At 61.7% G+C, this 25,861-nt stretch carries 27 protein-coding genes; 15 read left to right on the forward strand and 12 right to left on the reverse strand.

Going from position 1 to position 25,861, the window contains the following annotated elements:
• The first annotated feature begins 2 nt into the window (after nucleotides 1-2).
• The 6 genes from rodA to lipB all read left to right on the forward strand — a co-directional run bounded on the left by rodA (nucleotide 3) and on the right by lipB (nucleotide 5,484).
• Nucleotides 3-1,148: a rod shape-determining protein RodA gene (rodA, locus tag DNK06_RS04160; RefSeq protein ID WP_131178961.1), complete on the forward strand. Its 1,146-nt coding sequence runs from the start codon at nucleotides 3-5 to the stop codon at nucleotides 1,146-1,148.
• A 17-nt stretch (nucleotides 1,149-1,165) separates the two neighbouring features.
• Entirely contained in the window at nucleotides 1,166-2,179 is a 1,014-nt protein-coding gene (mltB, locus tag DNK06_RS04165; protein WP_131178778.1) for a lytic murein transglycosylase B, read from the forward strand.
• A complete protein-coding gene (locus DNK06_RS04170) occupies nucleotides 2,176-3,192 on the forward strand; it encodes a septal ring lytic transglycosylase RlpA family protein (RefSeq protein ID WP_131178779.1) in 1,017 nt (338 codons plus the stop codon). The genes mltB and DNK06_RS04170 overlap by 4 nt, the downstream gene beginning before the upstream one ends.
• Before the next feature lie 136 nt (nucleotides 3,193-3,328).
• Nucleotides 3,329-4,504, forward strand: a complete 1,176-nt coding sequence (locus tag DNK06_RS04175; protein WP_131178780.1) for a D-alanyl-D-alanine carboxypeptidase family protein — start codon at nucleotides 3,329-3,331, stop codon at nucleotides 4,502-4,504.
• A gap of 75 nt (nucleotides 4,505-4,579) precedes the next feature.
• Nucleotides 4,580-4,858 (forward strand): DUF493 domain-containing protein, encoded by a 279-nt coding sequence (locus DNK06_RS04180; RefSeq protein ID WP_131178781.1) that lies wholly within the window; start codon nucleotides 4,580-4,582, stop codon nucleotides 4,856-4,858.
• Nucleotides 4,858-5,484, forward strand: a complete 627-nt coding sequence (gene lipB, locus DNK06_RS04185; RefSeq protein WP_131178782.1) for a lipoyl(octanoyl) transferase LipB — start codon at nucleotides 4,858-4,860, stop codon at nucleotides 5,482-5,484. Before DNK06_RS04180 ends, lipB begins: the two co-directional genes overlap by 1 nt.
• Before the next feature lie 115 nt (nucleotides 5,485-5,599).
• Here lipB and lipA read toward each other — a convergent pair whose 3' ends face one another.
• Nucleotides 5,600-6,652, reverse strand: coding sequence for a lipoyl synthase (gene lipA, locus DNK06_RS04190; RefSeq protein WP_131178783.1), 1,053 nt, complete (start codon nucleotides 6,650-6,652; stop codon nucleotides 5,600-5,602).
• A gap of 158 nt (nucleotides 6,653-6,810) precedes the next feature.
• Nucleotides 6,811-7,215: a RidA family protein gene (locus DNK06_RS04195; protein WP_131178784.1), complete on the reverse strand. Its 405-nt coding sequence runs from the start codon at nucleotides 7,213-7,215 to the stop codon at nucleotides 6,811-6,813.
• A 128-nt stretch (nucleotides 7,216-7,343) separates the two neighbouring features.
• On the opposite strand from DNK06_RS04195, the gene DNK06_RS04200 reads away from it, so the two are divergent.
• Nucleotides 7,344-8,270 (forward strand): LysR family transcriptional regulator, encoded by a 927-nt coding sequence (locus DNK06_RS04200; protein WP_131178785.1) that lies wholly within the window; start codon nucleotides 7,344-7,346, stop codon nucleotides 8,268-8,270.
• 47 nt (nucleotides 8,271-8,317) lie between these two features.
• A complete protein-coding gene (locus DNK06_RS04205) occupies nucleotides 8,318-8,920 on the forward strand; it encodes a pseudouridine synthase (protein WP_131178786.1) in 603 nt (200 codons plus the stop codon).
• A 7-nt stretch (nucleotides 8,921-8,927) separates the two neighbouring features.
• Here DNK06_RS04205 and DNK06_RS04210 read toward each other — a convergent pair whose 3' ends face one another.
• A complete protein-coding gene (locus tag DNK06_RS04210; protein ID WP_131178787.1) occupies nucleotides 8,928-9,383 on the reverse strand; it encodes an XRE family transcriptional regulator in 456 nt (151 codons plus the stop codon).
• Between the two features lie 769 nt (nucleotides 9,384-10,152).
• On the opposite strand from DNK06_RS04210, the gene DNK06_RS04215 reads away from it, so the two are divergent.
• The gene (locus DNK06_RS04215) at nucleotides 10,153-11,184 is read left to right on the forward strand and encodes a putative bifunctional diguanylate cyclase/phosphodiesterase (RefSeq protein WP_165496316.1); all 1,032 of its coding nucleotides are present in this window, start codon (nucleotides 10,153-10,155) and stop codon (nucleotides 11,182-11,184) included.
• On the opposite strand, the gene DNK06_RS04220 is transcribed toward DNK06_RS04215, so the two are convergent.
• From DNK06_RS04220 to DNK06_RS04245, 6 genes are all read right to left on the reverse strand, one after another.
• The gene (locus DNK06_RS04220) at nucleotides 11,168-11,560 is read right to left on the reverse strand and encodes a globin (RefSeq protein ID WP_131178789.1); all 393 of its coding nucleotides are present in this window, start codon (nucleotides 11,558-11,560) and stop codon (nucleotides 11,168-11,170) included. The two genes, DNK06_RS04215 and DNK06_RS04220, sit on opposite strands and share 17 nt — an antisense overlap.
• Nucleotides 11,561-11,628: 68 nt before the next feature.
• Nucleotides 11,629-11,832 (reverse strand): DUF2788 domain-containing protein, encoded by a 204-nt coding sequence (locus DNK06_RS04225; RefSeq protein WP_131178790.1) that lies wholly within the window; start codon nucleotides 11,830-11,832, stop codon nucleotides 11,629-11,631.
• Nucleotides 11,833-12,020: 188 nt separating this feature from the next.
• Nucleotides 12,021-12,500, reverse strand: coding sequence for an Lrp/AsnC family transcriptional regulator (locus DNK06_RS04230; protein ID WP_042554872.1), 480 nt, complete (start codon nucleotides 12,498-12,500; stop codon nucleotides 12,021-12,023).
• A gap of 322 nt (nucleotides 12,501-12,822) precedes the next feature.
• Entirely contained in the window at nucleotides 12,823-14,535 is a 1,713-nt protein-coding gene (gene dld, locus DNK06_RS04235) for a D-lactate dehydrogenase (RefSeq protein ID WP_131178791.1), read from the reverse strand.
• 3 nt (nucleotides 14,536-14,538) lie between these two features.
• Entirely contained in the window at nucleotides 14,539-15,678 is a 1,140-nt protein-coding gene (gene lldD, locus DNK06_RS04240; protein WP_131178792.1) for an FMN-dependent L-lactate dehydrogenase LldD, read from the reverse strand.
• Between the two features lie 93 nt (nucleotides 15,679-15,771).
• The gene (locus tag DNK06_RS04245; RefSeq protein WP_131178793.1) at nucleotides 15,772-17,466 is read right to left on the reverse strand and encodes an L-lactate permease; all 1,695 of its coding nucleotides are present in this window, start codon (nucleotides 17,464-17,466) and stop codon (nucleotides 15,772-15,774) included.
• 297 nt (nucleotides 17,467-17,763) lie between these two features.
• Between DNK06_RS04245 and DNK06_RS04250 the strand changes: the two genes are divergently transcribed.
• Entirely contained in the window at nucleotides 17,764-18,531 is a 768-nt protein-coding gene (locus DNK06_RS04250; protein ID WP_131178794.1) for a GntR family transcriptional regulator, read from the forward strand.
• A gap of 260 nt (nucleotides 18,532-18,791) precedes the next feature.
• Here the strand turns inward: DNK06_RS04250 and smpB are convergent, their stop codons facing one another.
• Nucleotides 18,792-19,274, reverse strand: a complete 483-nt coding sequence (gene smpB / locus DNK06_RS04255) for an SsrA-binding protein SmpB (protein ID WP_131178795.1) — start codon at nucleotides 19,272-19,274, stop codon at nucleotides 18,792-18,794.
• Between the two features lie 205 nt (nucleotides 19,275-19,479).
• Between smpB and DNK06_RS04260 the strand changes: the two genes are divergently transcribed.
• Entirely contained in the window at nucleotides 19,480-19,917 is a 438-nt protein-coding gene (locus DNK06_RS04260; RefSeq protein WP_131178796.1) for a type II toxin-antitoxin system RatA family toxin, read from the forward strand.
• The gene (locus DNK06_RS04265; protein WP_131178797.1) at nucleotides 19,907-20,236 is read left to right on the forward strand and encodes an RnfH family protein; all 330 of its coding nucleotides are present in this window, start codon (nucleotides 19,907-19,909) and stop codon (nucleotides 20,234-20,236) included. Before DNK06_RS04260 ends, DNK06_RS04265 begins: the two co-directional genes overlap by 11 nt.
• A gap of 91 nt (nucleotides 20,237-20,327) precedes the next feature.
• Here DNK06_RS04265 and DNK06_RS04270 read toward each other — a convergent pair whose 3' ends face one another.
• Nucleotides 20,328-20,837 carry an outer membrane protein assembly factor BamE gene (locus DNK06_RS04270; RefSeq protein ID WP_131178798.1) on the reverse strand — a complete coding sequence of 170 codons (510 nt, stop codon included), beginning with the start codon at nucleotides 20,835-20,837 and terminating at the stop codon, nucleotides 20,328-20,330.
• 96 nt (nucleotides 20,838-20,933) lie between these two features.
• On the opposite strand from DNK06_RS04270, the gene fur reads away from it, so the two are divergent.
• Nucleotides 20,934-21,347 carry a ferric iron uptake transcriptional regulator gene (gene fur, locus DNK06_RS04275; protein ID WP_131178799.1) on the forward strand — a complete coding sequence of 138 codons (414 nt, stop codon included), beginning with the start codon at nucleotides 20,934-20,936 and terminating at the stop codon, nucleotides 21,345-21,347.
• A 73-nt stretch (nucleotides 21,348-21,420) separates the two neighbouring features.
• Here fur and recN read toward each other — a convergent pair whose 3' ends face one another.
• Entirely contained in the window at nucleotides 21,421-23,094 is a 1,674-nt protein-coding gene (recN, locus tag DNK06_RS04280) for a DNA repair protein RecN (protein WP_131178800.1), read from the reverse strand.
• Nucleotides 23,095-23,272: 178 nt separating this feature from the next.
• Here recN and grpE point away from each other — a divergent pair, with 178 nt between their 5' ends.
• Nucleotides 23,273-23,839 (forward strand): nucleotide exchange factor GrpE, encoded by a 567-nt coding sequence (gene grpE / locus DNK06_RS04285; protein ID WP_131178801.1) that lies wholly within the window; start codon nucleotides 23,273-23,275, stop codon nucleotides 23,837-23,839.
• Nucleotides 23,840-23,938: 99 nt separating this feature from the next.
• Complete coding sequence (gene dnaK, locus DNK06_RS04290) at nucleotides 23,939-25,858, forward strand: molecular chaperone DnaK (protein WP_131178802.1); 1,920 nt, start codon at nucleotides 23,939-23,941, stop codon at nucleotides 25,856-25,858.
• Nucleotides 25,859-25,861: the final 3 nt, after the last annotated feature.

The following is a 25,861-nucleotide window of genomic DNA, read 5'->3' on the forward strand; positions in this document are numbered from 1 at the left end:
GCCTGACCGGTAGCTTCGACCGCACGCTTTCCACCGACGACGTTCTGCGTCGTCGCTCCAGCCTGCTGCAGCGCCTGCACATCGACGGCATTCTGTTGCTGCTGCTGTTGCTGCTCGCCACCGGCAGCCTGTTCATCCTTTATTCGGCCAGCGGCAAGAACGTCGATCTGCTGATGAAGCAGGCCTCCTCCTTTGGCATCGGTCTGGTGGCGATGGTGGTGATCGCCCAGTTCGAACCACGCTTCATGGCCCGCTGGGTGCCGCTGGGCTACCTGTGCGGCGTCGGCCTGCTGGTGGTGGTGGACGTCATGGGCCACAACGCCATGGGCGCCACGCGCTGGATCAACATCCCCGGGGTGATCCGCTTCCAGCCGTCGGAGTTCATGAAGATCCTGATGCCGGCGACCATGGCATGGTACCTGGCCAAGCGCAGCCTGCCGCCGAGCTTCAAGCACGTTTGCGTCAGTCTCGGGCTGATCGTCACACCGTTCGTGCTGATCCTGCTGCAGCCGGATCTGGGCACTTCGATGTTGATTCTCGCCTCCGGCGCCTTTGTGCTGTTCATGGCCGGGCTGCAATGGCGCTGGATTGCCGGCGCCGTCGCCGCCATTGCGCCGATTGCCGTGGCGATGTGGTTTTTCGTCATGCACGACTACCAGAAGCGCCGGGTGCTGACCTTCATCAATCCGGAGAGCGATCCGTTGGGCGCGGGCTGGAACATCATCCAGTCCAAGGCGGCGATCGGCTCGGGCGGCGTGTTCGGTAAGGGCTGGCTGCTTGGTACCCAGTCGCACCTGGACTTTTTGCCGGAGAGCCACACGGACTTTATCATTGCCGTTTTGGCCGAAGAATTTGGCCTGATTGGTGTCTGTCTGTTGCTGCTTTTGTACATTCTGTTGATTGCGCGCGGTCTGGTGATTACCGTGCAAGCGCAGACGCTGTTCGGTAAGCTGCTCGCCGGCGGTCTGACCATGACCTTCTTTGTCTATGTCTTCATCAATATCGGCATGGTCAGTGGTTTGTTGCCGGTAGTGGGTGTGCCGCTGCCGTTTATCAGTTATGGCGGCACGTCTTTGATTACGTTGTTGTCGGGTTTCGGAATTCTGATGTCCATCCACACGCACCGTAAGTGGATTGCTCAGGCTTGATTGGGGTTATGAATTCAATGCAGATTTTGCGTGGCTGGGCCGCACGACATGCACATTGGCTGGCGGTCGCCGGCCTGCTTGGGGCTCCACAGGTGATGGCTGCCAACGAATATGCGAATTCGCCGCAGGTCGGCGAGTTCATCACCGAGATGACTCGTGATTACGGGTTTGCCAGCGAGCAACTGAGTACGCTGTTCTCCGGTGTGGAGCGCAAACAGGCGATTCTCGACGCCATTTCGCGTCCGGCAGAGCGGGTCAAGCCGTGGAAGGAATATCGGCCGATCTTCATTACCGACGCTCGTATCAATAAGGGCGTGGCGTTCTGGAACGAACACGCCGAAGCCCTGGCGCGCGCCGAAAAAGAATACGGCGTACCTGCCGAGATCATCGTCGCCATCATCGGCGTAGAGACGTCTTACGGCGGCAACACCGGCAGCTACCGGGTCATCGATGCGCTGTCCACCCTGGCCTTCGATTACCCGCCGCGTGCGCCATTCTTTCGCAAGGAGCTGCGCGAGTTCCTCATGCTGACCCGTGAAGAGCAGGTCGATCCGGCCAGCCTGAAAGGTTCCTACGCTGGCGCCATGGGCCTGCCGCAGTTCATGCCGAGCAGTTTCCGCGCCTATGCGGTGGACTTCGACGGCGATGGCCACATCAACATCTGGAGCAACCCGGTGGATGCCATCGGCAGCGTTGCCAGCTATTTCAAGCGTCACAACTGGCAGCCGGGGCAGCCGGTGGCGAGCCTTGCCACGGTCGAGGGGGAGCAGGTCGATCAGGGCCTGAGTACCGGCCTCGATCCGGAAAAGAACGTGGCCGAACTGCGCACTTTGGGTTGGTCGAGCAACGACGAGCTGGCCGATGATCTGCCGGTAACCGCGTTCCGCCTCGAAGGCGCAGAAGGCGCCGAGTACTGGATTGGCCAACCCAACTTCTATGTTATTACCCGCTACAACCGCAGCGTGATGTATGCCATGGCGGTCAATCAGTTGTCCGAGTTGCTGGTTCAGGCCCGAGGTGCCAATCAATGACGGGGTTGCCATTCAAACTGGCCGTGTGCGGCATCGTTGCGCTGCTGCTGGCGAGCTGTTCCTCCAGCCGTGCGCCGACAGGCACCGCGCCGGTGCCATCTTCCGGTGGTTCGATTTCCGGGCCATCCGATTTCAACCGCCCGCACAAGGACGGTGCGCCCTGGTGGGATGTCGACGTCTCGAAGATCCAGGACGCCATCCCCATGCCGCATTACGGCCCGGTGAAGGCCAGCCCTTATGTGGTATTCGGCAAGCAGTACTACCCGATCGCCGATGCCCGCCGCTATACCGCGACCGGCCCAGCCTCCTGGTACGGCACCAAGTTCCACGGCCAGGCTACCGCCAACGGCGAATCCTACGACCTGTACGGCATGACCGCCGCGCACAAGACCTTGCCGCTGCCCAGCTACGTGCGAGTGACCAACCTGGAGAACGGCAAGACCGTGATCCTGCGGGTCAACGACCGTGGGCCGTTCTATTCCGATCGCATCATCGATCTGTCCTTCGCTGCCGCCAAGAAGCTCGGTTACGCCGAGAAGGGCACCGCTCAGGTTCGCGTGGAAGGTATCGACCCGACCGAGTGGTGGGCTCAGCAGGGGCGTCCGGTGCCGATGATGATGGCGCAGCCGCAGATGGCCAAGGTTCAGCCCGCCCAGGCGGCCCAGTTGCAGCTGGCCAGTGCCCCGGTAGAGCAGTACTCGCCGCCGCCGCAACAGCATGCCGCCGCCACCGTGCCGGTACAGATCGACTCAAAAAAAAACGCTTCAGCCGCAGCGTCTGGCCTGTATCTCCAAGTGGGAGCCTTCGCCAATCCCGACGCTGCGGAGCTCCTCAAGGCCAAGTTGAGCGAATCGGTGACTGCCCCGGTGTTCATCAACTCAGTGGTGCGCAACCAGCAGATATTGCACCGCGTGCGACTGGGCCCGATCAACAGCCAGGGCGAGGCTGAGCGAGTGCGTGACAGCATTCGCGTGGCCAATCTCGGGCAAGCGACTCTGGTCAAGGCGGACTGAGGGGCACAGCCCTTCGGCGTTGGCAACTTATCGGCCCGCCGCCTGACTAAGCAGTGAATCGCCGCCAGCGTGCGGCGATGACATTTCATATTTGCCCGCAAGGGCCTGTTCGACCATCAGCGATCTAGAGAGACGGATGAAAATCACCAGCTTCGCGCAACGCATCTTCCTGTCACTTATGCTGCTCGGCGCCTCCAGCGCCTGGGCCAACCAGGCGCCGTTGCCGGCTCCGCCACAACTGGCAGCCAAGTCCTATGTGCTGATGGATGGTGCCAGTGGCAACGTCCTGGTCGAGAACAATGGCGACGAGCGCCTGCCGCCTGCCAGCCTGACCAAGCTGATGACCGCCTACATCGCCACCCTGGAAATTCGCAACGGCAAGATCGGCGAACAGGACATGGTCACCATCAGTGAGCATGCCTGGCGCACGGGCGGTGCCGCTTCGGGTGGCTCCACCATGTTCCTGCCGGTGAACAGCCAGGCCACGGTCGATGACCTGTTGCACGGCATCATCATTCAGTCCGGCAACGATGCCAGCATCGCCATTGCCGAGCACATCGCCGGCAGTGAAGACGCCTTCGCCGACATGATGAACGCTACCGCCGAGCGTCTGGGCATGAAAAACAGTCATTTCATGAACTCCACCGGCCTGCCGCATCCTGAGCACTACTCCAGCGCCCACGACATGGCGATTCTGGCTCGCGCGATCATCAATGAGGATGCCGACCACTACGCCATCTACTCGCAGAAAGAATTCCTCTGGAACAACATCAAGCAGCCCAACCGCAACCTGCTGCTGTGGCGCGACCGTACTGTCGACGGTCTGAAGACCGGCCACACCAATGAAGCCGGCTTCTGTTTGGTAGCCTCGGCCGTACGCGATGGCGCGCGGATGATCACCTCGGTATTCGGTACCGACAGCGAGAGCTCCCGGGCCGCTGAAACCCAGAAGCTGCTGACCTATGGTTTCCGTTTCTTCGAAACCCGCACCTTCTATCAGAAGGGCACCGAGCTGGCTCAGGCGCCGGTCTGGAAAGGCCAGGCCTCTCAGGTCAAGGCTGGTTTGGCTCAGGATCTGACCCTGACCCTGCCGAAAGGCCAGCTGGAGAAGCTGCAGGCCAGCATGACCTTCAACCCGCAGATCATTGCCCCGATCGCTCAAGGTGACGTGATCGGCAAGGTCGAGGTGAAGATGGGTGATCAGGTGGTGCACAGTGCCGATCTGGTGGCGCTGGAAGCTGTCGAGGAAGGTGGCTTCTTCCGCAGCCTGTGGGATAGCATTCGACTGTTCTTCTACGGGTTGTTCAATTGAACCCAACCCTTACACAAGGACGCCCCGCATAGGGGCGTCTTGCATTGGACAGGCGAGACGCCTGCAGTAATTGCCATGACCGACACCGACGTTCAAGCTCCGAAAATCGAATTCCCCTGCCCGAACTACCCGATCAAGGTGATCGGCGAAGCCGGTGACGGCTTCAGTGATCTGGTGATCGAGGTCATCCAGCGCCATGCGCCGGATCTCGACGCCGATACCCTGGTGACCCGCGACAGTCGCAACGGTCGTTTCCTGTCCGTACAGGTGCTGATCACCGCCACCGGTGTCGAGCAGTTGCAGGCGATCCATGTCGACCTGCGTGCCACCGGCCGCGTGCACATGGTGCTGTAGTGGCGACAGCCGACCTTATCGTGCGTCACCTCGGGGTGGTGGATTACCTGCCGACCCTCGAGGCGATGCGCAAGCTGACGGCCGAGCGCGACGACGCCACGCCTGACGAGATCTGGTTGCTGCAGCACCCGCGGGTGTTCACCCAGGGGCAGGCCGGCAAGCCCGAGCATTTGCTGGCGCCCGGCGACATCCCGGTAATCCAGGTAGAGCGCGGTGGCCAGGTGACTTACCACGGCCCCGGCCAGTTGGTTGCGTACCTGATGCTGGATCTGCGCCGTCTGGATCTGGGGGTGCGTGAGCTGGTCACGACCATGGAGCAGGCCCTGGTCGAGGTGTTGGCCAGCTACGGTGTCGAAGCCGCGCCGAAGGCGGATGCGCCAGGGGTGTATGTCAGTGGTGACAAGATCGCTTCGCTAGGCTTGCGGGTACGCCGAGGCTGCTCGTTCCATGGCCTGGCACTCAACGTGGATATGGACATGGCGCCCTTCCAGCGTATCAACCCGTGCGGTTATGCCGGCTTGAAGATGACGCAGCTCAAGGATCAGCTGGGCACGCCGCCGTTGTTCGATGAGGTCGCCCAGCGTCTTGAGCAGGCTCTTCGTCAGCGTTTGGGATATGGGCAGTAAACTTCGCACCTCTAGTGCAGCGATACCCAGGTGATCAGCCGGTAGGGTGGGCAGGGCGGCGATCCGCTTCAGCCCACTGCCTGCTCAGGGTCAGCCCAAGGCACGACCCGCAACGTCAATTGACGTTGAGGGCAGGAATCAGATTGTTGTCGGTCTGCTGACCGGGTACCGGTACTGGCGCTGCCAGACCCAGGTTGTTCTTCTCGAACACCTTGTCCGCCCGATAGCTGGAGCGCACCAGAGGGCCGGCCGCCACTTCCATGAAGCCCATCTGCAGGCCGATCTCGCGGAACCGGTTGAATTCGTCCGGGCTCACCCAGCGCTTTACCGGCAGGTGATTGCGGGTCGGCTGCAGGTACTGGCCAAGGGTGAGGATATCCACGCCCACGGCGCGCATATCTTCCATTGCCTCGAGAACTTCGTCGTCGGTCTCGCCCAGGCCGAGCATCAGGCTGGTTTTGGTGAGCACGTCCGGACGATGGCGCTTGGCGTGGGCCAGCACATCGAGGGTCTTCCGGTAACCGGCGCGAGGGTCGCGTACTTCGCGGGTCAGGCGATTGACTGTCTCGACGTTCTGGGCGAACACTTCGAGACCGGAATCCACCACGCGCTCGATGGATGGCAGGTCGCCGTCGAAGTCGGGCGTCAACGCTTCCACTACCACCTGCGGTGTGTTGGCCTTGATCGCCCGTACGCAGGCGGCGTAGTGTGCGGCGCCGCCGTCTGGCAGGTCATCGCGATCCACCGAGGTCAGCACGATATAACGCAGCGCCATCAGCTCCACCGACTTGGCGGTGTTCTGCGGCTCTTCCTTGTCCAGCCAGCCGTTCGGGTTGCCCGTATCCACCGCGCAGAAGCGGCAGGCACGGGTGCAGACCGAACCCATCAGCATGATCGTGGCCGTGCCGTTGGACCAGCACTCGCCCATGTTCGGGCAGTGGGATTCCTGGCATACGGTGCTCAGACGGTGCTCGCCGACATTGCGCTTGACCGCTTCGAAGCGGCTGCCGCCCGGTGCCTTGACTCGCAACCAGCTCGGCTTGGGTTCGTAAACCTGGGGCTCGCTCGAGGTGCGGCGCTTCTGGCCGTCCTTGATCGCGGTAATGCCCTGAACGGTGCGGAATTTGTCGCCGCTGGCAACGGGTTTGGGCGAGGCAGTATCGGACATCGAAAATCTCGGCTCCGGTAGGGGCTGCGGGTGGCGGATGGGGAGCTTGTGGCCGCCGCGAAGTGTATCACAGAAGGTATTTGCACGAGGCTGACCGTCTGTTCCTGCGCCGCCTTTACCCTGACCGCCGCGCTGCTCCGCTCGGCGTTTCCTGCCGATCAGTGCGTCGGGGTTTGTGGCAGTTTGGCGATCACCTTGATCTCGAACTGGAAGCCATACAGCCAGGTCACGCCGACGCCGGTGAGCGTCGGGTGCGGAGCATCGCCCCAGTACTCCGGCACGATCTGCCAGATGGTTTCGAAATGCGCTTCGGGGTCGACGATGAAAACCGTCACATCGAGCACGTCATCGAAGGTGCAGCCGGCCGCGTTGAGGATGGCATTGAGGTTGTCGAAGGCAAGCCGAACCTGTGCCTGCAGATCCGGTTCGGGGGAGCCATCGGGGCGGCTGCCGACTTGTCCCGACACGAACAGCAAGCCGTCGGAGCGCACGGCAGGCGAGTAACGGTTGCGCTCATAGAGCGCCTGGCGGCCTGGTGGAAAAACGACATCGCGAGTATTCATGTTGCCTCCTTTGGGCCATGGCGACCCGTCTAGTGATGGACTCACTCTAGGAGTGCCGGCGCGCTGGATAAACCGGCCAGTTCGATCAACACTGTTTGTGAAATCCAAATAATCACTGGTTGGGCAACATGGATCGATTCGACGCGATGAGGGCATTCACCCGGGTAGTCGAGGCTGGCAGCTTCACCAGGGCGGCCGACACGCTGCACATGAGCAAGACCAGCGTGACGCAGTTGGTGCAGCAACTGGAGGCGCGGTTGCGTGTCCGGTTGCTGAACCGCACGACGCGCAAGGTCAACGTCACTGCCGACGGTGCGGCCTATTACGAGCGGGTGGTGCGTCTGCTGGCCGACATGGAGGATGCCGAAACCAGCCTGTCGGATGCCTCGGCCATGTTGCGCGGACGGTTGCGAGTGGATGTACCCAGCCCATTCGCGCGGATGATTCTGGTGCCGTCGCTGCCAGCCTTCCATGCGCGTTATCCGGACATTCAGCTCGATCTGGGGGTGAGCGACCGCCTCGTCGATCTGGTTGGCGAGAACGTCGACTGCGTGATTCGCGGCGGCGAGATCACCGATCAGTCACTGATGGCGCGCCGCGTCGGCGATCTGCAGTCGGGTGTGTATGCGGCGCCCAGTTACCTGCAGCGTTCCGGTACCCCTGAGCACCCGCGGGAGCTCGCCGATAGCCATCACCGTATCGTCGGCTTTCAGCGAGCGCGGGCCGGCAAGCTGTTTTCGTATGTCATGCACCGCGATGGCGAGCGCGTCGACGTGGAAGGGCGCTATGTGCTGGCGGTGGACGATGGCAACGCCTACCTGGCGGCCGGGTTGGCGGGGCTGGGTGTGCTCTGGCTGCCGAATTACATGTCTCGAGAGCATCTGCTGCGTGGCGAACTGGTCGCCGTTTTCGAGGACTGGCAATTCGAGCCGATGCCGATGTACATCGCCTATCCGCCGAACCGTCACGTCAGCGCCAAGTTGCGCGTATTCATCGACTGGGTCGTCGAGCTGATGGCGCTGCACGCACCGGTCATCGATCGAAGTGGGCGCTAATCCTTTACGGTAAACTGCGCGCCTCGCTTTCCCTATGGCTCCGCCGCATGTCTCGACCCTCTCGCCCCGCGTCACGGCCCTATCGTGTGGCCAAGGCGCCACCTGCCGAAACGCGCCTGATCGTGCTGAACAAGCCTTTCGACGTGCTGACCCAGTTCAATGACGACCTGGGCCGCGCCACGCTCAAGGATTTCGTCGCGATACCGGGTGTGTATCCGGCCGGGCGGCTGGATCGTGACAGCGAAGGTCTGCTGCTGCTCACCAATGACGGCCAGTTGCAGGCGCGTATCGCCGATCCCAGGCACAAGCTGGCCAAGACTTATTGGGTGCAGGTCGAGGGCGAGCCAAGCGCCGAGCAACTGCAGCAACTACGCGACGGCGTGCAGCTCAACGATGGCCCGACCTTGCCTGCCGAAGCGCGTCTGCTCGATGAGCCCGAGTTGTGGCCACGCAACCCGCCAGTACGCTTTCGTAAAAGTGTGCCAACAGGCTGGTTGGAGCTGGTGATTCGTGAAGGCCGCAACCGCCAGGTGCGGCGCATGACCGCCGCTGTAGGCTTGCCGACCCTGCGCCTGGTGCGCGTGCGTATCGGCCCCTGGGCGCTGGAGGGCCTGCAGCCGGGCGAGTGGCGGGAGGCGATGCTCGACTGATCGCTGCTCAGTCGTCGCCTTCCCCTCTCTCCTGGGTATTGTGCGCAAGTCGTTCGTTGAGCAGGTGAGCCTGGCTGCGTTCGGCCTGAACGCAGGTGGTGATCAGATCCCGGATGAGCTTGCGACGAGTTTCCGAGAGCCCCAGAAACGCATTGATGATCTCCCGCTCCTGATTGAGCAGGAGTTCGTGACGCTGTTTCTGGTTGTCGATCCGCTCGGAAACCTCTTCGCCGAAACGCAGGGTGCGGGGGTCTATGTTCAACCATTCTGCCAGTACCAGCAGCTTGTCTTGCGTAGGCAGGGTTTCGCCCTTCAGCCAGCGGCGCACGCCGTGCAAGGTCACTGGTCGGCCCCAATAGCGCAAATTGAACTCACGTTCCAGTACCGCAGGTTTCGGCGCATAGCCCGCGTTGCTCAGCGCGGTGCGCAGGCGAGCGGCGAATTTTTGGCGAGTCTTTTCCATGCCCGAGACACTACGGAGGATAGGGTGGGCGTGGCGTAACAAGTCCTGAAGCTTCAGTTAACTTTGTTACGTGACTTTTGGTTACGCTGCGTGCTTTCATGGTGCCATTACAGGAGGCGAAAGTCGTGCTCCTGTCGTTGCCATCGGGAGATGGCGCCATAGGGGCGCGGCGGCGTGGAAACAGGGCGCTGCGTCGAGCGCCATGGTCTGTTTCCGTTCATTTATCGTTATTGCTGCTCAGATGCTTATCTGACTGGTAGCGAGGCAAAGCGTCGCGACTTTTTGGACATGCAAACGAGGTTTGAATACCAAGCCTGGCTTACGCTTCGGCGACTGCATGGATATCCGGGGGGCGGCCAGGCGCTGGCATGCTTGGGCGCGCCCCATGAGGTGCAGAAGCCAGACAATGGAAGGAGGCGGTGTGAGCGTAGGAGATGATTCCCAGGGCAAGGCCGCCAGAGGACAGGTCGCAGGCTCCCACCTTGATATAGATGCCCTGCTGGCGGCGATCTTCGACCTGATGGCCGGCTGGGTTCTGGTCAGCGATGCGCAAGGCACGCTCAAAGCCTTGAGCCAAGGGGCGCGAGAGACGTTTGGCTATGGGCGCGGGGAAATGCTCGGTGAACCTGTCCTGCGGTTGCTGAGCGAGCTGCCGAGCGTTCCCTGGGCCGATATCTGCGTGAGCACGGGCGGTTCTGAATGGCACTGCGTGGGCATACGCCGCGACGGTAGTCGCGTGCCGTTGCGCCTGCGTACCAGGGTGATGGTCGTGGGCGAGCAGTGGCGCTGCCTGCTCGTCTGTGTTGAGCCCAGCGAGTGCCATCGCCTCACGGAGCAGAGCCGTTTGCCGGTGACGCATGACAGGCCGACCGGTTATCCCGAGCCGCAATATGTCATCCGTCTTCTCGACGATGAATCCAAGAACTACCGGCGGGCTGGCAGGCAACTCGCCAGCGGTGCCGTCTGCCTATACGCCAGTGCCGCGAATGAGCAGGCTGAACGCGCCCGGCGGATGGTCATCAGGTTGGGGCAGGCTGTCTCCCGCCGCGAGCTGGAATTGCACTACCAGCCGCAGTTCGATATGCATACCCTGGGTGTGTCGGGTATGGAGGCGTTGCTGCGCTGGCGTGATGGAGAGCGCGGGTTGGTTGCGCCAGGACAATTCATTGCCCTGGCCATCGAGCATGGCCTGATGTCGGACATCGGTCGTTGGGTCATTCGCCAGGCCTGCGAGGATGCCAGGCATCTGGCTGAACGTGGAATTCTGGATGTCGGAGTGGCGGTGAATGTCTGCGCCTCGTTGTTCGGCGAAGCTGATTTCTTCGATTTCGTGTATGGCACGCTTACGCAGACCGGGCAGTCGGCAGACCGGCTCGAGCTCGAGATCACCGAAGATGAGGAGATGAAGAACCTGTTGTGCGTCCAGGCCAATGCCCGCCGCCTGAACGAAGCCGGGGTTCGCCTGGCCATGGATGATTTCGGTGTGGGCCATTCGTCTCTGGCTCGTCTGAAAAGCCTGTACTTCAGCAAATTGAAAATCGACCGTTCGTTCGTGCTCAGGCTGCCGGGCAGCCGACGCGATGAAGCGATCGTTCGTGCCGTTCTGACCCTTGCTGACGACCTGGGCATGCAGGCCATTGCCGAAGGTGTGGAAAACGAAAGCCAGCTCAACTGTCTGCGTGCGCTGGGCTGTAGCCATGGCCAGGGATTCTGGTTTGCGCGACCTATGCCGCTTGCCAGGCTGGTCGAATGGCTAGGACAACGAAGCGACGGTAAGCAAACGATCAGTACTGCGCCTTGATCACCGCGATGCCCTGGCGCAGCACATCTAGCCAGGCGTGCCGCGTTTGCGGATCGTATTGAGGATCGTGGTGGGCGATGGTTGCCAGCAGTGACTCCAGCCACAGATCGTAAAGCTCCGGACGGATGTCCATGGCCGTACGTGCATGGGTGCAGCCCAGGGCGCGAAGTTTGGTGTCCGGCATGCCACGGGCGTGCATGACGAGATTGAGGATGCCCTGGCGCAGCAGCAGCTTTTGCGCGGGCATGTCGGTATTGACGAACTTCTCGCGGATCGCTGGCGAGCTGTCGAGAAAATACCGATAGAAATCGTCGAAAAAGGCGGGGCTGGCACAGCAGCGTCCGTAACTCTGCATGACGCGATCAGTGGCGTTCATGTATTTCTCCATAGGGTAAGCAGCAGACAGGGTGACGGCGCTATTCGCCGCCATTGTCGTTATGGGGTTTAGACGCCTTCCAGGCCCGCGATGACCAGCGTCTTGATCAGAAAGCCGAGTACGCCAAGGCCAAGGGCGAAGAACAGAATGAAGGTACCGAAGCGACCGGCTTTGGAGTTCTTCGCCAGATCCCAGACGATGAACGCCATGAACAGCACCAGTCCGCCGACCAGCAGGGTCATCATCAGCTCTTCGAAAACTTCCGGTTCCATCGCGACCTCATTGGCGATCAATGAAGCTGTGTCGCCCTGGGGTAATGACGAAGGGGGCGGGTACGCGACGAGTCGTGAGAAACGCGCATCGCTGTTGTTATTGGAGGAACCGCACAAGGCACAGCAAACGTGTGGATATTACACGCTGGCAGGCCTGAGTGCGTAGCTCCCTATTGGTCGTATGGTCTTTAACTGCGCAAGTGTTGGAGGGGTAGCTGCGTGCTGGAGAGAATCTGCTGCAGCACGAAGCTCGAACGCACGCTGGAAACGCCGTCGATGCGGGTCAGGGTGCCGAGCAGCAGTTTCTGGTAGTGATCCATGTCCGGTACCACCACTTTGAGCTGGTAGTCGGCGTCCATCCCGGTGACCAGGCAGCACTCCAATACTTCGGGGCATTTGCGGATCTCTTCCTGAAAGTGCTCGAAGCGCTCCGGCGTGTGGCGATCCATGCCGATCAGCACATAGGCGGTCAGACTCAGGCCGAGTTTCTTGCGATCCAGCAGGGCGACCTGCTGCACGATGTAGCCGTCATCCTCCAGCTGTTTGACCCGCCGCGAGCAGGGCGAGGGGGAGAGGCCGATGCGCTCGGCCAGATCCTGGTTGGACAGGGTCGCGTCGCGCTGCAATTCGGCGAGAATGTTCAGGTCGTAGCGGTCGAGTTTGTTCATGGCCAGGCTTATTTGTTGTTCGCTTGCGCTGAATAGTGCCGGATTAAATTAAAATTGCGCAAGTGGCGTATTGATGAGCAATTTTTGCAATTTCTGGTCGCGTCGTCGGGCGTAAGCTTTATCTCAGTTTCACGGCCCGGACGACACGTCCACCCGGCTCGCCCAATCAGGTGAGCTGGCGCCGCCGACCCAACCGGGTCGTCACGGCACCCGGGTTCGCACTGCCCAACCAGGCGGGCGAGGAAAGCGGCGACAGAATTGCCAGCACAGGACATCTACGAAAGGGGAGGCCGAGAGGTCTCCCCTTTCTTCTTTGCGCATCTCAATGACCGCCGCAGCACTTCTCCCAGTGCTTCTTCTTCGAGGTGTGGCCGATGCCCGGATTGAAGGCGTTGGTCGGATCCAGCTCGCGGTAGAAACCGGCCAGCGCCGGTTTGGCGATATACAGGTGACCGACGTTGTGCTCGGCCGGGTATTCGGCGCGGCGCTCGTCGAGCAGCGTCCACATGGCATGCTCCATGGCTATCGGGTCGACGCCCTTTTTGACGATGTAATCCTGATGGAACACGTGGCAGAAGAAGTGTCCGTAGTAGAGCTTGTGGATGATCTGTTCTTGCATCTCCGCCGGCAGCGTCTCGACCCAGTCTCGGTCGTTACGACGGAGAGCGATGTCCAGGGCGAGGATGTCCTCGACGCTGCTGCGGTGCGCCTCACGGTAGCGGATCGCCGCACCGGCGATGGCGAAGCGGTGCAGGAAGGCCTTGCGCCCCTCGTCGGCATCGCACTCGAAAAACGCGCCGCTGGTGCGCTTGCCGAAGTAATCATTCAGAAAGGTGCGGGTCTGTTCCAGGCTGTCGTTGGCCACTCGCACCAGCAGGTGATGTTCGTAGCGGTTGCGGTATTTGCGCATGCGTGGCGGCAGGTGGCTGGGCAGCAGATTCATCAGCAACTGAATCGCCCGATCACTGACCCCGCGCAGGCCGAAGCGCTCGAAGAAGCCATCGACGCGGCTCTTCAGCGCGAAGGCGGCAGGTACTTTGGCGGTGCCGAACTTGTCGATCAGCAGAAAGGTGTCCTTGCCGTATTTCTCGCCGATATCGAAGGCGGTGCGGTGAATGTATTCACCGGCAATGGGCAGGCTCGGCAGTTGGCTGAGCAGGTGGCGGCGCACTTCGGTGAGATCGTGCGGATCGTTACTGCCGATATAGAAGACGGTGCTCGGTTCCTTGGGGAAGGTATCCAGGCGTACGGCGAACAGGCACAACTTGCCGGCCGAGCCGGAGGCTTCGAACAGCCGCGACGGGTCGGCATTGAAGCGCGCTGGAGTATCGGCATCCACATCCCGCACGTGCTCGCCATAGCTCCCGTCCGAAGCCTTGCCGGTGCCGCCGTTATTGACCTGAAGGGGACTGTAGTCGCCGCGCTGCAGGCGGGTGAGGATTTCCTCGGGGCTGTTGCCCAGGTCGATTCCCAGGTGGTTGACCAGTTCCAGGGTGCCGTCTTCCTTCACTTGCGCATACAGCGCCAGTTCGGTGTAGGCCGGGCCTCGGCGTACCAGCGAACCGCCTGAGTTGTTGCACACGCCGCCGAGCACCGAGGCACCGATGCACGAGGAACCGATCACCGAATGGGGCTCGCGACCGAGCGGCGCCAATGCCTGTTCCAGGCGATCGAGCGTGGCGCCGGGCAGGCACACCACCTGTTCGCCATCGTTGATCAGTTGCACGCCGGTGATACGCAGGGTGCTGATCAGCACGATTTCGCGGTCGTAGTCGTTGCCATCCGGGGTCGAGCCGCCGGTCAGGCCGGTATTGGCCGCCTGCATGATGACAATGCGGTCGGCGGCGACCGCTGCTTGCAGTACCCGCCACTGCTCCAGCAGTGTGCCGGGACGCACTACGGCCAGTACGCCGCCGTCGCCGGTACGATGACCCTTGCGGAAGCGCCGGGTGCTCTGTTCGTCGGTGAGCACATGGTCGCTGCCCACGGCTTCGCGCAGGGTCGTCAGCAGGACGTCACGGCTGATCGAGGTCATGGTTCAGAGCTCCCGAACCAGCGACTCGGCGCTGATCTCTGCAATGGATTTGGCACCGGTCAGCACCATGGCCACACGCATTTCCTTCTCGATCAGGCTCAACAGATTGCTCACGCCGGCGCCGCCAGCAGCAGCCAGGGCGTAGACGAAGGCGCGGCCGAGCATCACGGTGTCGGCGCCCAGAGCGATCATGCGCACCACGTCCAGGCCGCTGCGGATGCCCGAGTCGGCGAGAATCTTCAGGTCGCCTTTCACCGCATCGGCGATGGCCGGCAGGGCACGGGCACTGGACAGTACGCCATCGAGCTGACGGCCCCCGTGGTTGGAAACGACGATGCCGTCGGCGCCAAACCTGACCGCGTCGCGGGCATCTTCGGGATCGAGGATGCCCTTGATCACCATCGGGCCATCCCAGAATTCGCGAATCCACTCCAGATCCTTCCAGGAAATCGACGGGTCGAAGTTGGCGCCCAGCCAGCCGATATAGTCGGCCAGGCCAGTGGGATGGCCGCGATAGGTGGAAATATTGCCCAGATCATGGGGCTTGCCCAGCAGGCCCACGTCCAGGGCCCAGGCCGGGTGAGTGAACGCTTGCAGCATGCGGCGCATGGCGGCATTGGCACCGCTCATGCCGGAGTGGGCATCGCGGTAGCGGGCGCCCGGCGTCGGCATGTCGACGGTGAACACCAGCGTGGTCACACCGGCTGCCTTGGCGCGCTCCAGGGCATTTTTCATGAAACCGCGGTCTTTCAGCACATACAGCTGGAACCACATGGGACGGCTGATCGCCGGTGCCACCTCCTCGATCGGGCAGACCGAAACGGTGGACAGGGTAAAGGGAATGCCCTTTTCCGCTGCCGCCTTGGCCGCCTGTACTTCACCGCGGCGTGCATACATGCCGGTCAGCCCTACGGGGGCCAGGGCCACCGGCATCGCCAGTGTCTCATTGAACAGCGTGGTCTCCAGGCTCAGCTCGGACATGTTCTTCAGTACGCGCTGGCGCAGGGCGATGCTGGCGAGATCCTCGACGTTGCGCTTGAGCGTGTACTCGGCATAGGCGCCGCCGTCGATGTAGTGGAACAGGAACGGCGGAAGGCGGCGTTGCGCGGCGGCGCGGTAATCGGTGGAGGCAGAAATGATCATGAACTCATCCTGTTGCTGAAAGGGGCCAAGACGGGTAAGCGTAGCCTGACGGCAGACGCCCCGGCATGGCCGGGGCGCGTGAAGGGGCTGCTATCAGTTGGCGACCAGAGGATCGCTGACACCCAGTACATAGATCGCCAGCATCGCGATGATGCCGGTGAACAGCAGGTAATACAGCGTTGGCCAGATGGTCTTGCGCAGCGTGCTGCCTTCGCGGCCGAGCAGGCCGACGGTGGCCGAGGCGGCGACCACGTTGTGGATCGCCACCATGTTGCCGGCGGCTGCACCAATGGCCTGCACGGAGACGATCAGCGCGCTGGATATCCCCAGGCTGCTGGCCACGCCGAACTGGAACTGGCTGAACATCATGTTGCTGACCGTGTTGGAGCCGGCGATGAAGGCACCCAGTGCGCCGATGCTTGGTGCCAGCAGCGGGTAGATGCCGCCAACGCTCTCGGCCACCCAGCCGGCCATGAGAATGGGCATGCTGGCCAGCTCGGCGCCATTGACCCCGGAGTTGATCAGGATGCGCACCATGGGCACGGTGAACAGCAGCACGAAGCCGGCGCTGAGCAGCACGCTGGAGGATTCCTTCACCGCGACGGTCAGTTCGCGAACCTTCATGCCGTGCAGGAAGAAGGTGGCGATGACCACGGTGACCAGGATACCGCCAGGCAGGTAGAGCGGCTGGAAGTTGGCGCTGACGCCGGCCTCGCCCATCAGGTCGGGGAAATTGACCACCACTGCCTTGAGCGCGTTACCGACTTCCGGGAAGACGCGGCTGATTACCAGCAGCGCACCGACCATGACATAGGGCAACCAGGCTTTCAGGGCGCTCATCGGCTTGGCGGTCAGCTCTTCCAGCTTCATCTCCACACTACCCAGCCACTCGCTCGGCCATTTGTCAGCCGGGGCGAAATCCCAGGTGGTCTTGGGCATCAGGAAGCCGGCGCGAGCGGCGCTGGTGACGACTGCCAGGCCGATCAGGCCACCGGCCAGCGAGGGGAACTCGGGGCCGAGGAACACCCCGGTGGCGACGTAGGGCAGGGTGAAGGCCAGGCCGGCGAAGATCGCGAAGGGCAGCACTTCGAAGCCGGCTTTCCAGCTTTTCTCCTGGCCGAAGAAGCGCGTCAGCATCATCACCATGATCAGCGGCATCACGGTGCCGACGATGGCGTGGATGATTGCCACCTGGCTGGTGATCAACTGCAGGAACTGCGCCCAGGACGAGCCCTGCTCCAGTAGTTGGGCGCCGATGGTGGCGGTGTCCAGGCCAGTATTGACCCCTACGATGATCGGTGTACCCACGGCGCCGAAGGATACCGGCGTACTCTGCACCAGCATGCCCAACAGCACTGCTGCCATGGCTGGAAAGCCGATGGCGACCAGCAACGGCGCGGCGATGGCGGCTGGAGTGCCGAAGCCCGAGGCGCCCTCGATGAAGCAACCGAACAGCCAGGCGATAATGATGGCCTGGATGCGCCGGTCAGGACTGATGGTGGCGAAGCCGGCGCGAATGGCAGTGATGCCGCCGGAATGCTTGAGGGTGTTCAGCAGCAAGATGGCGCCGAAGATGATCCACAACAGGCCGATGGTGATCAGCAGGCCCTGCAGGGTGGAAGCCAGTACGCGATTGAAAGTCATATCCCAGGCGAACAGGCCGACCGCAGCAGTCACCAGGTATACCAGCGGCATGGCGTGCTTGGCCGGCCAGCGCAGACCGATCAGCAGAATGGCAGCCAGCAGGATGGGCGAGAACGCCAGCAGGGCGAGGATTCCATTGGACATGGGGTTACTCCGCGGCTAGGCGCACGCGGCGCAGTAGAGGTGATGCGGTATCGGATAGGTGTGCGGCGCTATAGGGTTTCATGGCGTGACCTCGACGACTCGTTATTTTTATTGGTTCGGATAATTGGTAATACCAATTTACAGAGATGCGGGCTCAGATTAAGAGGCGCTTGGATGCTCTGTCAAATCGCGATGCTTGGACTTTGGTCGTAGAATGGTCGCTTGTTCCCCGATGATGAGCGCTATAGGCTTGCGCCACGGGGCTTGCGGCCTGGTCGAAGCAATGGAGAGTATGGGATGGAGGTAGGGCTGGTGCGGCAACGTCGTCTATCGGACGACATCGTCGCGCAACTGGAAACCATGATTCTCGAGGGCACCCTGCGTGCCGGCGAGAGGCTGCCCGCCGAACGTGCCTTGGCCGAGCAATTCGGTGTCTCTCGGCCATCGCTGCGCGAGGCGATCCAGAAGCTGGTAGCCAAGGGGTTGCTGGTCAGCCGCCAGGGAGGCGGCAACTATGTCGTTGAGTCGCTCGGCTCGACCTTCAGCGACCCGTTGATGCAGTTGCTGGAAAGCAATACCGATGCCCAGCGTGATCTTCTCGAGTTCCGCCATACGCTGGAAGGCTCTTGCGCTTACTACGCCGCATTGCGCGCGACGGATATTGATCGTGGGCGCCTGGCCGAGGCGTTCGACAGGTTGCAGGACTGCTACGGACGTGCCGGCGAAGTGACCCGTGCCGAGGAGGGGGCCGCCGATGCGAATTTCCACCTGGCAATTGCCGAGGCCAGCCACAATGCGGTGTTGCTGCATACCATCCGTGGCCTGTTCGACCTGCTCAAGCGCAACGTGGTAACCAACATCGGCGGTATGTACGCCTTGCGCGGCGATACGCGCGGCATGCTGATGGCGCAGCACCGGGCGCTCTATGACGCGATCATGCAGGGGCGTGCCGAGGATGCGCGGGCACTCTCCAACCAGCATATCGATTACGTGCAGGAGGTGCTTGCGGATGTGCTGCAGCAGGAGGTTCGTGAACTGCGCGCGCAGCGGCGGCAGGGGCTTTAGGGCAGCCACAAGCGGCAAGTAGAAACAGGGTGCCCGTAGGGTGGGTTGGCGCCGCCGGGCGTCGAACGATCAGGCAGCGCAATCGTGGAGCGCCGCGTAACCCACCAGGCGATATCCGGCGTTGCGTCAATGGTGGGTTACGGCGCCACGCGGATCGGAGCGTTCATAAAAGGTTGCGTTAGGCGGCTAACCCACCCTGCGGATTGTTCGGGTAGGTTAAGAGTGTATGCCGCCGACGGGCTTGCAGCTTGCCGCTGCTTCTATTCGTCCTTGCCCTTGCTGCGCATGGCGCGTTGTACTTCGCGGTCGGCGTCGCGTTCTTTCTCGGTGTGGCGCTTGTCGAAATCCTTCTTGCCCTTGGCCAGAGCGATTTCGCATTTCACCAGATGCTGCTTCCAGTACAGGGACAGGGCGACGCAGGTGTAACCCTTCTGCTGCACGGAACCGAACAGCTTTTCCAGCTCGCGCTTGTTCAGCAGCAGCTTGCGCGTGCGCGTCGGGTCGGCGATGACGTGGGTGCTGGCGGTTTTCAGCGGCGTGATGTGGCAACCCATCAGCCAGGCTTCGTCGTCTTTGAGCAGCACGTAGCTGTCGACCAGTTGGGCCTTGCCGGCGCGCAGACTTTTCACTTCCCAGCCGGACAGAGCCAGGCCGGCTTCGAAGCGTTGCTCGACGAAGTAGTCGTGCATCGCTTTCTTGTTCTGCGCGATGCTGCCTTGCGGATGTTTCGTTTGTTTAGCCATAGGCGGCGCATTATATGGAGTATGGCGGCGGTGCGCCATGCATCCTCACGCTAAAACCGCTGCGGCAGCGGTACGCTTGAGCCCTCCGGGTGAATCCTCGACAATGTGGGCGCTTCTCGCCTTGTGGTCGATGCCTGTTTGCATGCCGTATCGCCCTGCGCCGTCGCGGTAATGCGATGTCGCCAACCGTGGAAATCCAATTGTTATGAGCACTCACATTCAACGCTCGGCCTTGCTGCCTTACCCGGCACAAGCGCTGTATGACCTGGTCAACGATGTTGCGCGCTATCCGGAGTTTCTGCCCTGGTGCGCCTCGAGCGAGGTCATCGAGGTCAGCGACACGCATATGCGCGCCAGCCTGGAAGTGGCCAAGGCCGGATTGAGCCAGCGCTTTACCACCAGCAATGTGCTGGTGCCTGGTCAGTTGATCGAGTTGAATCTGGAGAGCGGCCCATTCGAGCATCTGCATGGGCAGTGGACATTCAAGGCGCTGGGCGACAAGGCCTGCAAGATCAGCCTGGATCTGACTTTCGATTACGCCGGCCCGATCATGCGCGCGACCCTTGGCCCGCTGTTCAATCAGGCGGCCAATACCATGGTCGATGCGTTCTGTCTGCGGGCCAAGGAACTCCATGGCCAGTGAGTGGGTGTCGGTCGAAGTGGTCTTCGCCGCTCCTGACAGGCAGTTGCTGATTAAGCTGCAATTGCCGTCCGGCAGCACTGTACGCCAGGCTGCGCTGCAGTCTGGTCTGCAGGATCATTTCCCTGATATCGATCTGGCTGGCGCGCCACTGGGGATATTCGGCAAGGCCGTGGTCTCGCCTGAAGCCCGCGTGCTCGAAGAGGGTGATCGCGTGGAAATTTATCGCCCGCTGCTCGCAGACCCCAAGGATGTCCGCAAGCGTCGTGCTGCTCAGGCCGTCGAGCGGGCAAAGCTGGCAGGCGACGCCGGCAAGCGCTGAGCGAGAGGCATGAGGGTAGAGCCGTGCGGCTCTACGCAGGCATCAACAAAAAGCCCCGGCATTGGCCAGGGCTTTTTTATGGAGGCGTGCCTTACTGGGGAGAGGTTTCCAGTGGCTCTGGTGTCGGTACCGGTACGGTTTCGACGTCATCCACATCGCGCTGGATCTGCTCGAGCAGCGAGCCGGGAGCGGCGGGCTCTTCCTGCTGCTGAGTCGGTGCGGCCTGTGGAGCGCCATCGCGGCCCAGGATCGCATCGTCACGGCTGACACCGGGCACGAAGTCGCCGGACAGACCGACCAGCTGATCCTCGCCGTTGAATATCACGCTTACGCGCTCCTGCTGACGCTGACTGCCGCCGGCCTGCATGCTGTACAGGTAATCCCAGCGATTGGCGCGGAAGGTGTCGGTCAGCAGAGGATTGCCCATGATAAACCGCACTTGACGTCGGGTCATTCCCGGCCTCAACTGGTCTATCATGTCCTGCGTGACGACATTGCCCTGTTGGATGTCGATTTTATAAACCCCGGGGAATGAGCAACCGGCGAGTGCGATGAGCCCCATGAACATGAGGCTGGTCAGCAGGAGTTTGGTTTTTTGCATCGGTGCGCGTCTTCCACTATCTTGGCTGGGCAACGTAAACCCCGATCATACCCGCAATAAGGGAAGCTGCGAAGCGCTTCCGCGAGAAAGCAGACCATGGTTGAAAATAGCGAACTCCGCAAAGCTGGCCTGAAAGTGACCCTGCCACGGGTCAAAATCCTGCAGATGCTCGACTCTGCTGAGCAGCGTCACATGAGTGCAGAAGATGTCTACAAGTCCCTGATGGACGCCGGTGAAGATGTCGGTCTGGCTACTGTGTACCGGGTTCTGACCCAGTTCGAAGCGGCCGGTCTGGTGGTACGCCACAACTTCGATGGCGGCCATGCTGTCTTCGAGTTGGCCGATGGTGGTCACCACGATCATATGGTGTGCGTGGATACCGGCGACGTGATCGAGTTTTTCGATGCCGAAATCGAAAGACGTCAGAAGGAAATCGTTCGTGAGCACGGTTTCGAGCTGGTGGATCACAACCTGGTTCTGTACGTGCGCACCACCGGTGCTCAAAAGTAAGTACGGCCAGTAGTGAAAAAGGCGACCCTGGGTCGCCTTTTTCATGCCTGCCATAAAATGGTGGCTGAATTGCCTAACCTTGCGCGTTACTGACCAGCTTGCGGGCGTGAGCCAGTGACTCTTCGGTGAGGTCGATGCCGCCGAGCATGCGGGCAATTTCTTCCACCCGCTGGGCATCGCTCAGTTTGCTGACCGCGGTGCGGGTGGCATTGTTGGCGCGCACCTTGTGCACGAACAGGTGCTGGTGACCCTGGGCCGCGACCTGGGGTAGGTGAGTGACGGTGAGTACCTGGCCGCGCTCGCCCAGGCGACGCAGTAGCTGGCCGACGACTTCGGCGGTGGGGCCGCCGATGCCCACGTCCACTTCGTCGAATACCAGTGTCGGTACGCGCGACGTCTGTGCCGTGATCACCTGGATCGCCAGGCTGATACGCGACAGCTCGCCACCGGACGCGACCTTGGCCAGTGCCTTGATCGGTTGCCCCGGGTTGGCGCTGACCAGGAACTCCACCTGCTCCAGGCCGTTGGCGTTTGGTTCGCCGCTGGCATTTTCCTGTAGCTGGATGCTGAAACGTCCGCCGGGCATGCCCAGCGCCTGCATTTCCTTTTCCACTGCCTTGCCCAGTTTGCCTGCCGCCTTTTGTCGGCGGGCGCTCAGTTCTGCGGCTTTTTCCTGGTAATGCCGGCCATAAGCCGCCAGCTCTTCGCTCAGGCGTTCCGTGGCCTGGTCATCGGCATTCAAGTCTTCCAGTTCGTCGAACAACTGTTGCTGCATGGCGGGCAGTTCACTGGGGTGAATGCGATGCTTGCGGGCCAGGGTGTAGATGGTGTCCAGGCGCTCTTCCAGTTGTTGCTGGCGCTCGGGGTCGGCCTCGAAATGGTCGAGAAAGCGGTTCAGCTCACCCACCGCTTCTTCGACCTGGATCTGCGCGCTGGCCAGCAGGTTGGCGGCTTCGTTGAGCGCACCCGGCTGACCCTGGACGCCGCTGAGTCGGCTCAGGCTGCTGGTCAGGGCGGACAGTACGTTGCCGGCATCGCTCTCGCTGCATTGCTCGATAACCTGACGGCAGGCGGCGAGGAGGCCTTCGGCATTGGTCAGGGCCTTGTGATCCTGTTCGAGCTGCTCCAGTTCATTGTCGCCGAGCCCCAGGTTCTCCAGCTCTTCCAACTGATAGCTGAGCAGTTGATGGCGCGCGCGCTGTTCATCGCCCTGGGAGGCGAGGCGTTCGAGTTCGCTGCGGGTCTGCTTCCAGCGCTGCGCGGCCAGGTGCACCTGGCGGGCCAGCTCCTGGGCATTGGCATACTCGTCGAGCAGGCGGCGATGGGTATCGGCCTTGAGCAGGGACTGATGTTCATGCTGGCTGTGGATGTCGATCAGCAGCTCGCCCAGCGCCTTGAGGTCGCCGAGCGGGCAGGGCGTGCCATTGATGTAGCCACGCGAGCGGCCTTCGGCGGTGATCACACGGCGCAGAATGCACGGGCCGTCGTTGTCTAGGTCGCGTTCGGCAAGCCAGGTGTGGGCTTCGGGAATGTCGCCCAGGTCGAAGCTGGCGAGAATGTCGGCCTTGTCGGCGCCGGGGCGTACCACGCCGTTGTCCGCGCGATCGCCCAGGGTCAGGCCGAGGGCATCGAGCATGATCGATTTGCCGGCGCCGGTTTCGCCGCTGATGACGCTCATGCCGCGATCCAGTTCCAGATCGAGGTGTTCGACGATGGCGTAATTGTGTACGGACAGGTGCACCAGCATGGCGGGGCCTCCCAGAATTTTGTCTGGTTATTTATACAGTGTTTTGTTCGTGGGTGGCAATCCTGTGTCTTCTGTAGCGCTGTGATGTGGTCGCGCCCCTTGAAACCCTACAAATCGTCCTTATATAGGCGGCAGACGCGCGAGTTGAGGCTCGTCGAATCATTTAGAGGAGAAATGCATGGCTGACGAACAGAACCTGGATCCGCAGACTCCCGAGGCTGAAGCGAATGACGCTGCGCTGAGTGACGACCTGGCTGCTCGCGTGCAAGCGCTGGAAGAGCAACTGGCGGCTGCGCAGGATCAGTCGCTGCGCATGGCTGCCGATCTGCAGAACGTGCGCCGCCGCGCTGAGCAGGATGTCGAGAAGGCGCACAAGTTCGCCCTCGAGAAATTCGCCAATGACCTGTTGCCCGTGGTGGATAGCCTGGAGCGCGGGCTCGAGCTGTCCAGTGCCGACGACGAGTCGATCAAGGCGGTACGCGAAGGTATGGAGCTGACGCTCAAGTTGCTGCTCGACACCCTCAAGCGTCACCAACTGGAAGCCATCGACCCGCATGGTGCGCCGTTCAATCCGGAGCACCATCAGGCCATGGCCCTACAGGAAAGCACCAATGTCGAGCCCAACAGCGTGCTCAAGGTGTTCCAGAAGGGCTATATGCTCAACGGTCGCCTGCTGCGCCCGGCCATGGTCGTGGTCAGCAAGGCACCGGCCGAAACGCCGCCGTCCATCGACGAGCAGGCTTGAAATCGGCCAGCGAGCCCCCATTTAGTAAGTCAAGCGTATTAGTGCTACCGCAGCAGTCACGACACCGCTGCGGATATATCAAAGTTTCGGGAGAGTGAAATGGGCAAAATCATCGGTATCGACCTGGGAACCACCAACTCCTGCGTCTCCATTCTTGAAAACGGTAACGTCAAAGTCATCGAAAACGCCGAAGGCGCGCGCACCACGCCGTCGATCATCGCTTACGCCAACGATGGCGAGATTCTGGTCGGCCAGTCCGCCAAGCGTCAGGCCGTGACCAACCCGCACAACACCCTGTATGCGGTGAAGCGTCTGATCGGCCGTCGCTTCGACGAAGAAGTCGTACAGAAAGACATCCAGATGGTTCCGTACAAGATCGCCAAGGCGGACAACGGCGACGCCTGGGTCGAAGTCAACGGCCAGAAGATGGCGCCGCCGCAAATCTCGGCTGAAATCCTCAAGAAGATGAAGAAGACCGCCGAAGACTACCTCGGCGAAGCGGTCACCGAAGCGGTGATCACCGTTCCGGCCTACTTCAACGACAGCCAGCGTCAGGCTACCAAGGATGCCGGTCGCATCGCCGGTCTGGACGTCAAGCGCATCATCAACGAGCCGACTGCGGCTGCGCTGGCCTATGGCATGGACAAAGCCAAGGGCGACCACACCGTGATCGTCTATGACCTGGGCGGCGGTACCTTCGACGTGTCGGTGATCGAGATCGCTGAAGTCGATGGCGAGCACCAGTTCGAAGTGCTGGCCACCAACGGTGACACCTTCCTCGGTGGCGAGGACTTCGACATCCGTCTGATCGACTACCTGGTCGACGAGTTCAAGAAAGAAACCGGCATGAACCTCAAGGGCGACCCGCTGGCCATGCAGCGCCTCAAGGAAGCTGCCGAGAAGGCCAAGATCGAGCTGTCCTCGAGCCAGCAGACCGACGTCAACCTGCCGTACATCACTGCAGATGCCACCGGTCCCAAGCACCTGAACGTGAAGATCTCCCGCGCCAAGCTGGAATCGCTGGTCGAGGATCTGGTGCAGCGCACCATCGAGCCTTGCCGCATCGCGCTGAAAGATGCCGGTATCGACGTTGCCTCGATCAACGACGTGATCCTGGTCGGCGGTCAGACCCGCATGCCGCTGGTACAGAAGCTGGTCACCGAGTTCTTCGGTAAGGAAGCACGCAAGGACGTCAACCCGGACGAAGCCGTGGCCATGGGCGCTGCCATTCAGGGCGCGGTTCTGGCTGGCGACGTCAAGGACGTACTGCTGCTCGACGTTTCCCCGCTGACCCTGGGTATCGAAACCATGGGCGGGGTGATGACCGCGCTGATCGAGAAGAACACCACCATCCCGACCAAGAAGTCGCAGGTGTTCTCCACCGCCGACGACAACCAGAGCGCCGTGACTATTCACGTGCTGCAGGGTGAGCGTAAGCAGGCGGGTCAGAACAAGTCCCTGGGCAAGTTCGACCTGGCCGAGATTCCGCCGGCTCCACGCGGCGTACCGCAGATCGAAGTGACCTTCGATATCGATGCCAACGGCATCCTGCACGTCGGTGCGAAGGACAAGGCGACTGGCAAGACTCAGTCGATCGTGATCAAGGCCAACTCCGGTCTGTCCGATGACGAGATCGAGCGCATGGTGCGCGACGCCGAGGCCAATGCCGAGGAAGACCGCAAGTTCGAAGAACTGGCCACTGCCCGTAACCAGGGTGATCAGTTGGTTCACGCCACGCGCAAGATGCTCACCGAAGCGGGCGACAAGGCCACTGCGGACGAGAAAGCGGCCATCGAAACGGCGTTGGGCGAGCTGGAAGTTGCCGTCAGAGGCGACGACAAGGCTGCCATCGAAGCGAAGATGAATGCTCTGTCCGAGGCGACCACGCCGCTGGCGCAGAAAATGTATGCCGAACAGCCGCAGCCAGGTGCTGCCGACGCGACGGATGCCGGCGAAACCAAAGGCTCTGCGGACGACGTGGTCGACGCCGAGTTCGAGGAAGTCAAGGACAACAAGTAAGCC

The organism is Phytopseudomonas daroniae (assembly GCF_004327285.1).
Lineage (GTDB): Bacteria > Pseudomonadota > Gammaproteobacteria > Pseudomonadales > Pseudomonadaceae > Aquipseudomonas > Aquipseudomonas daroniae.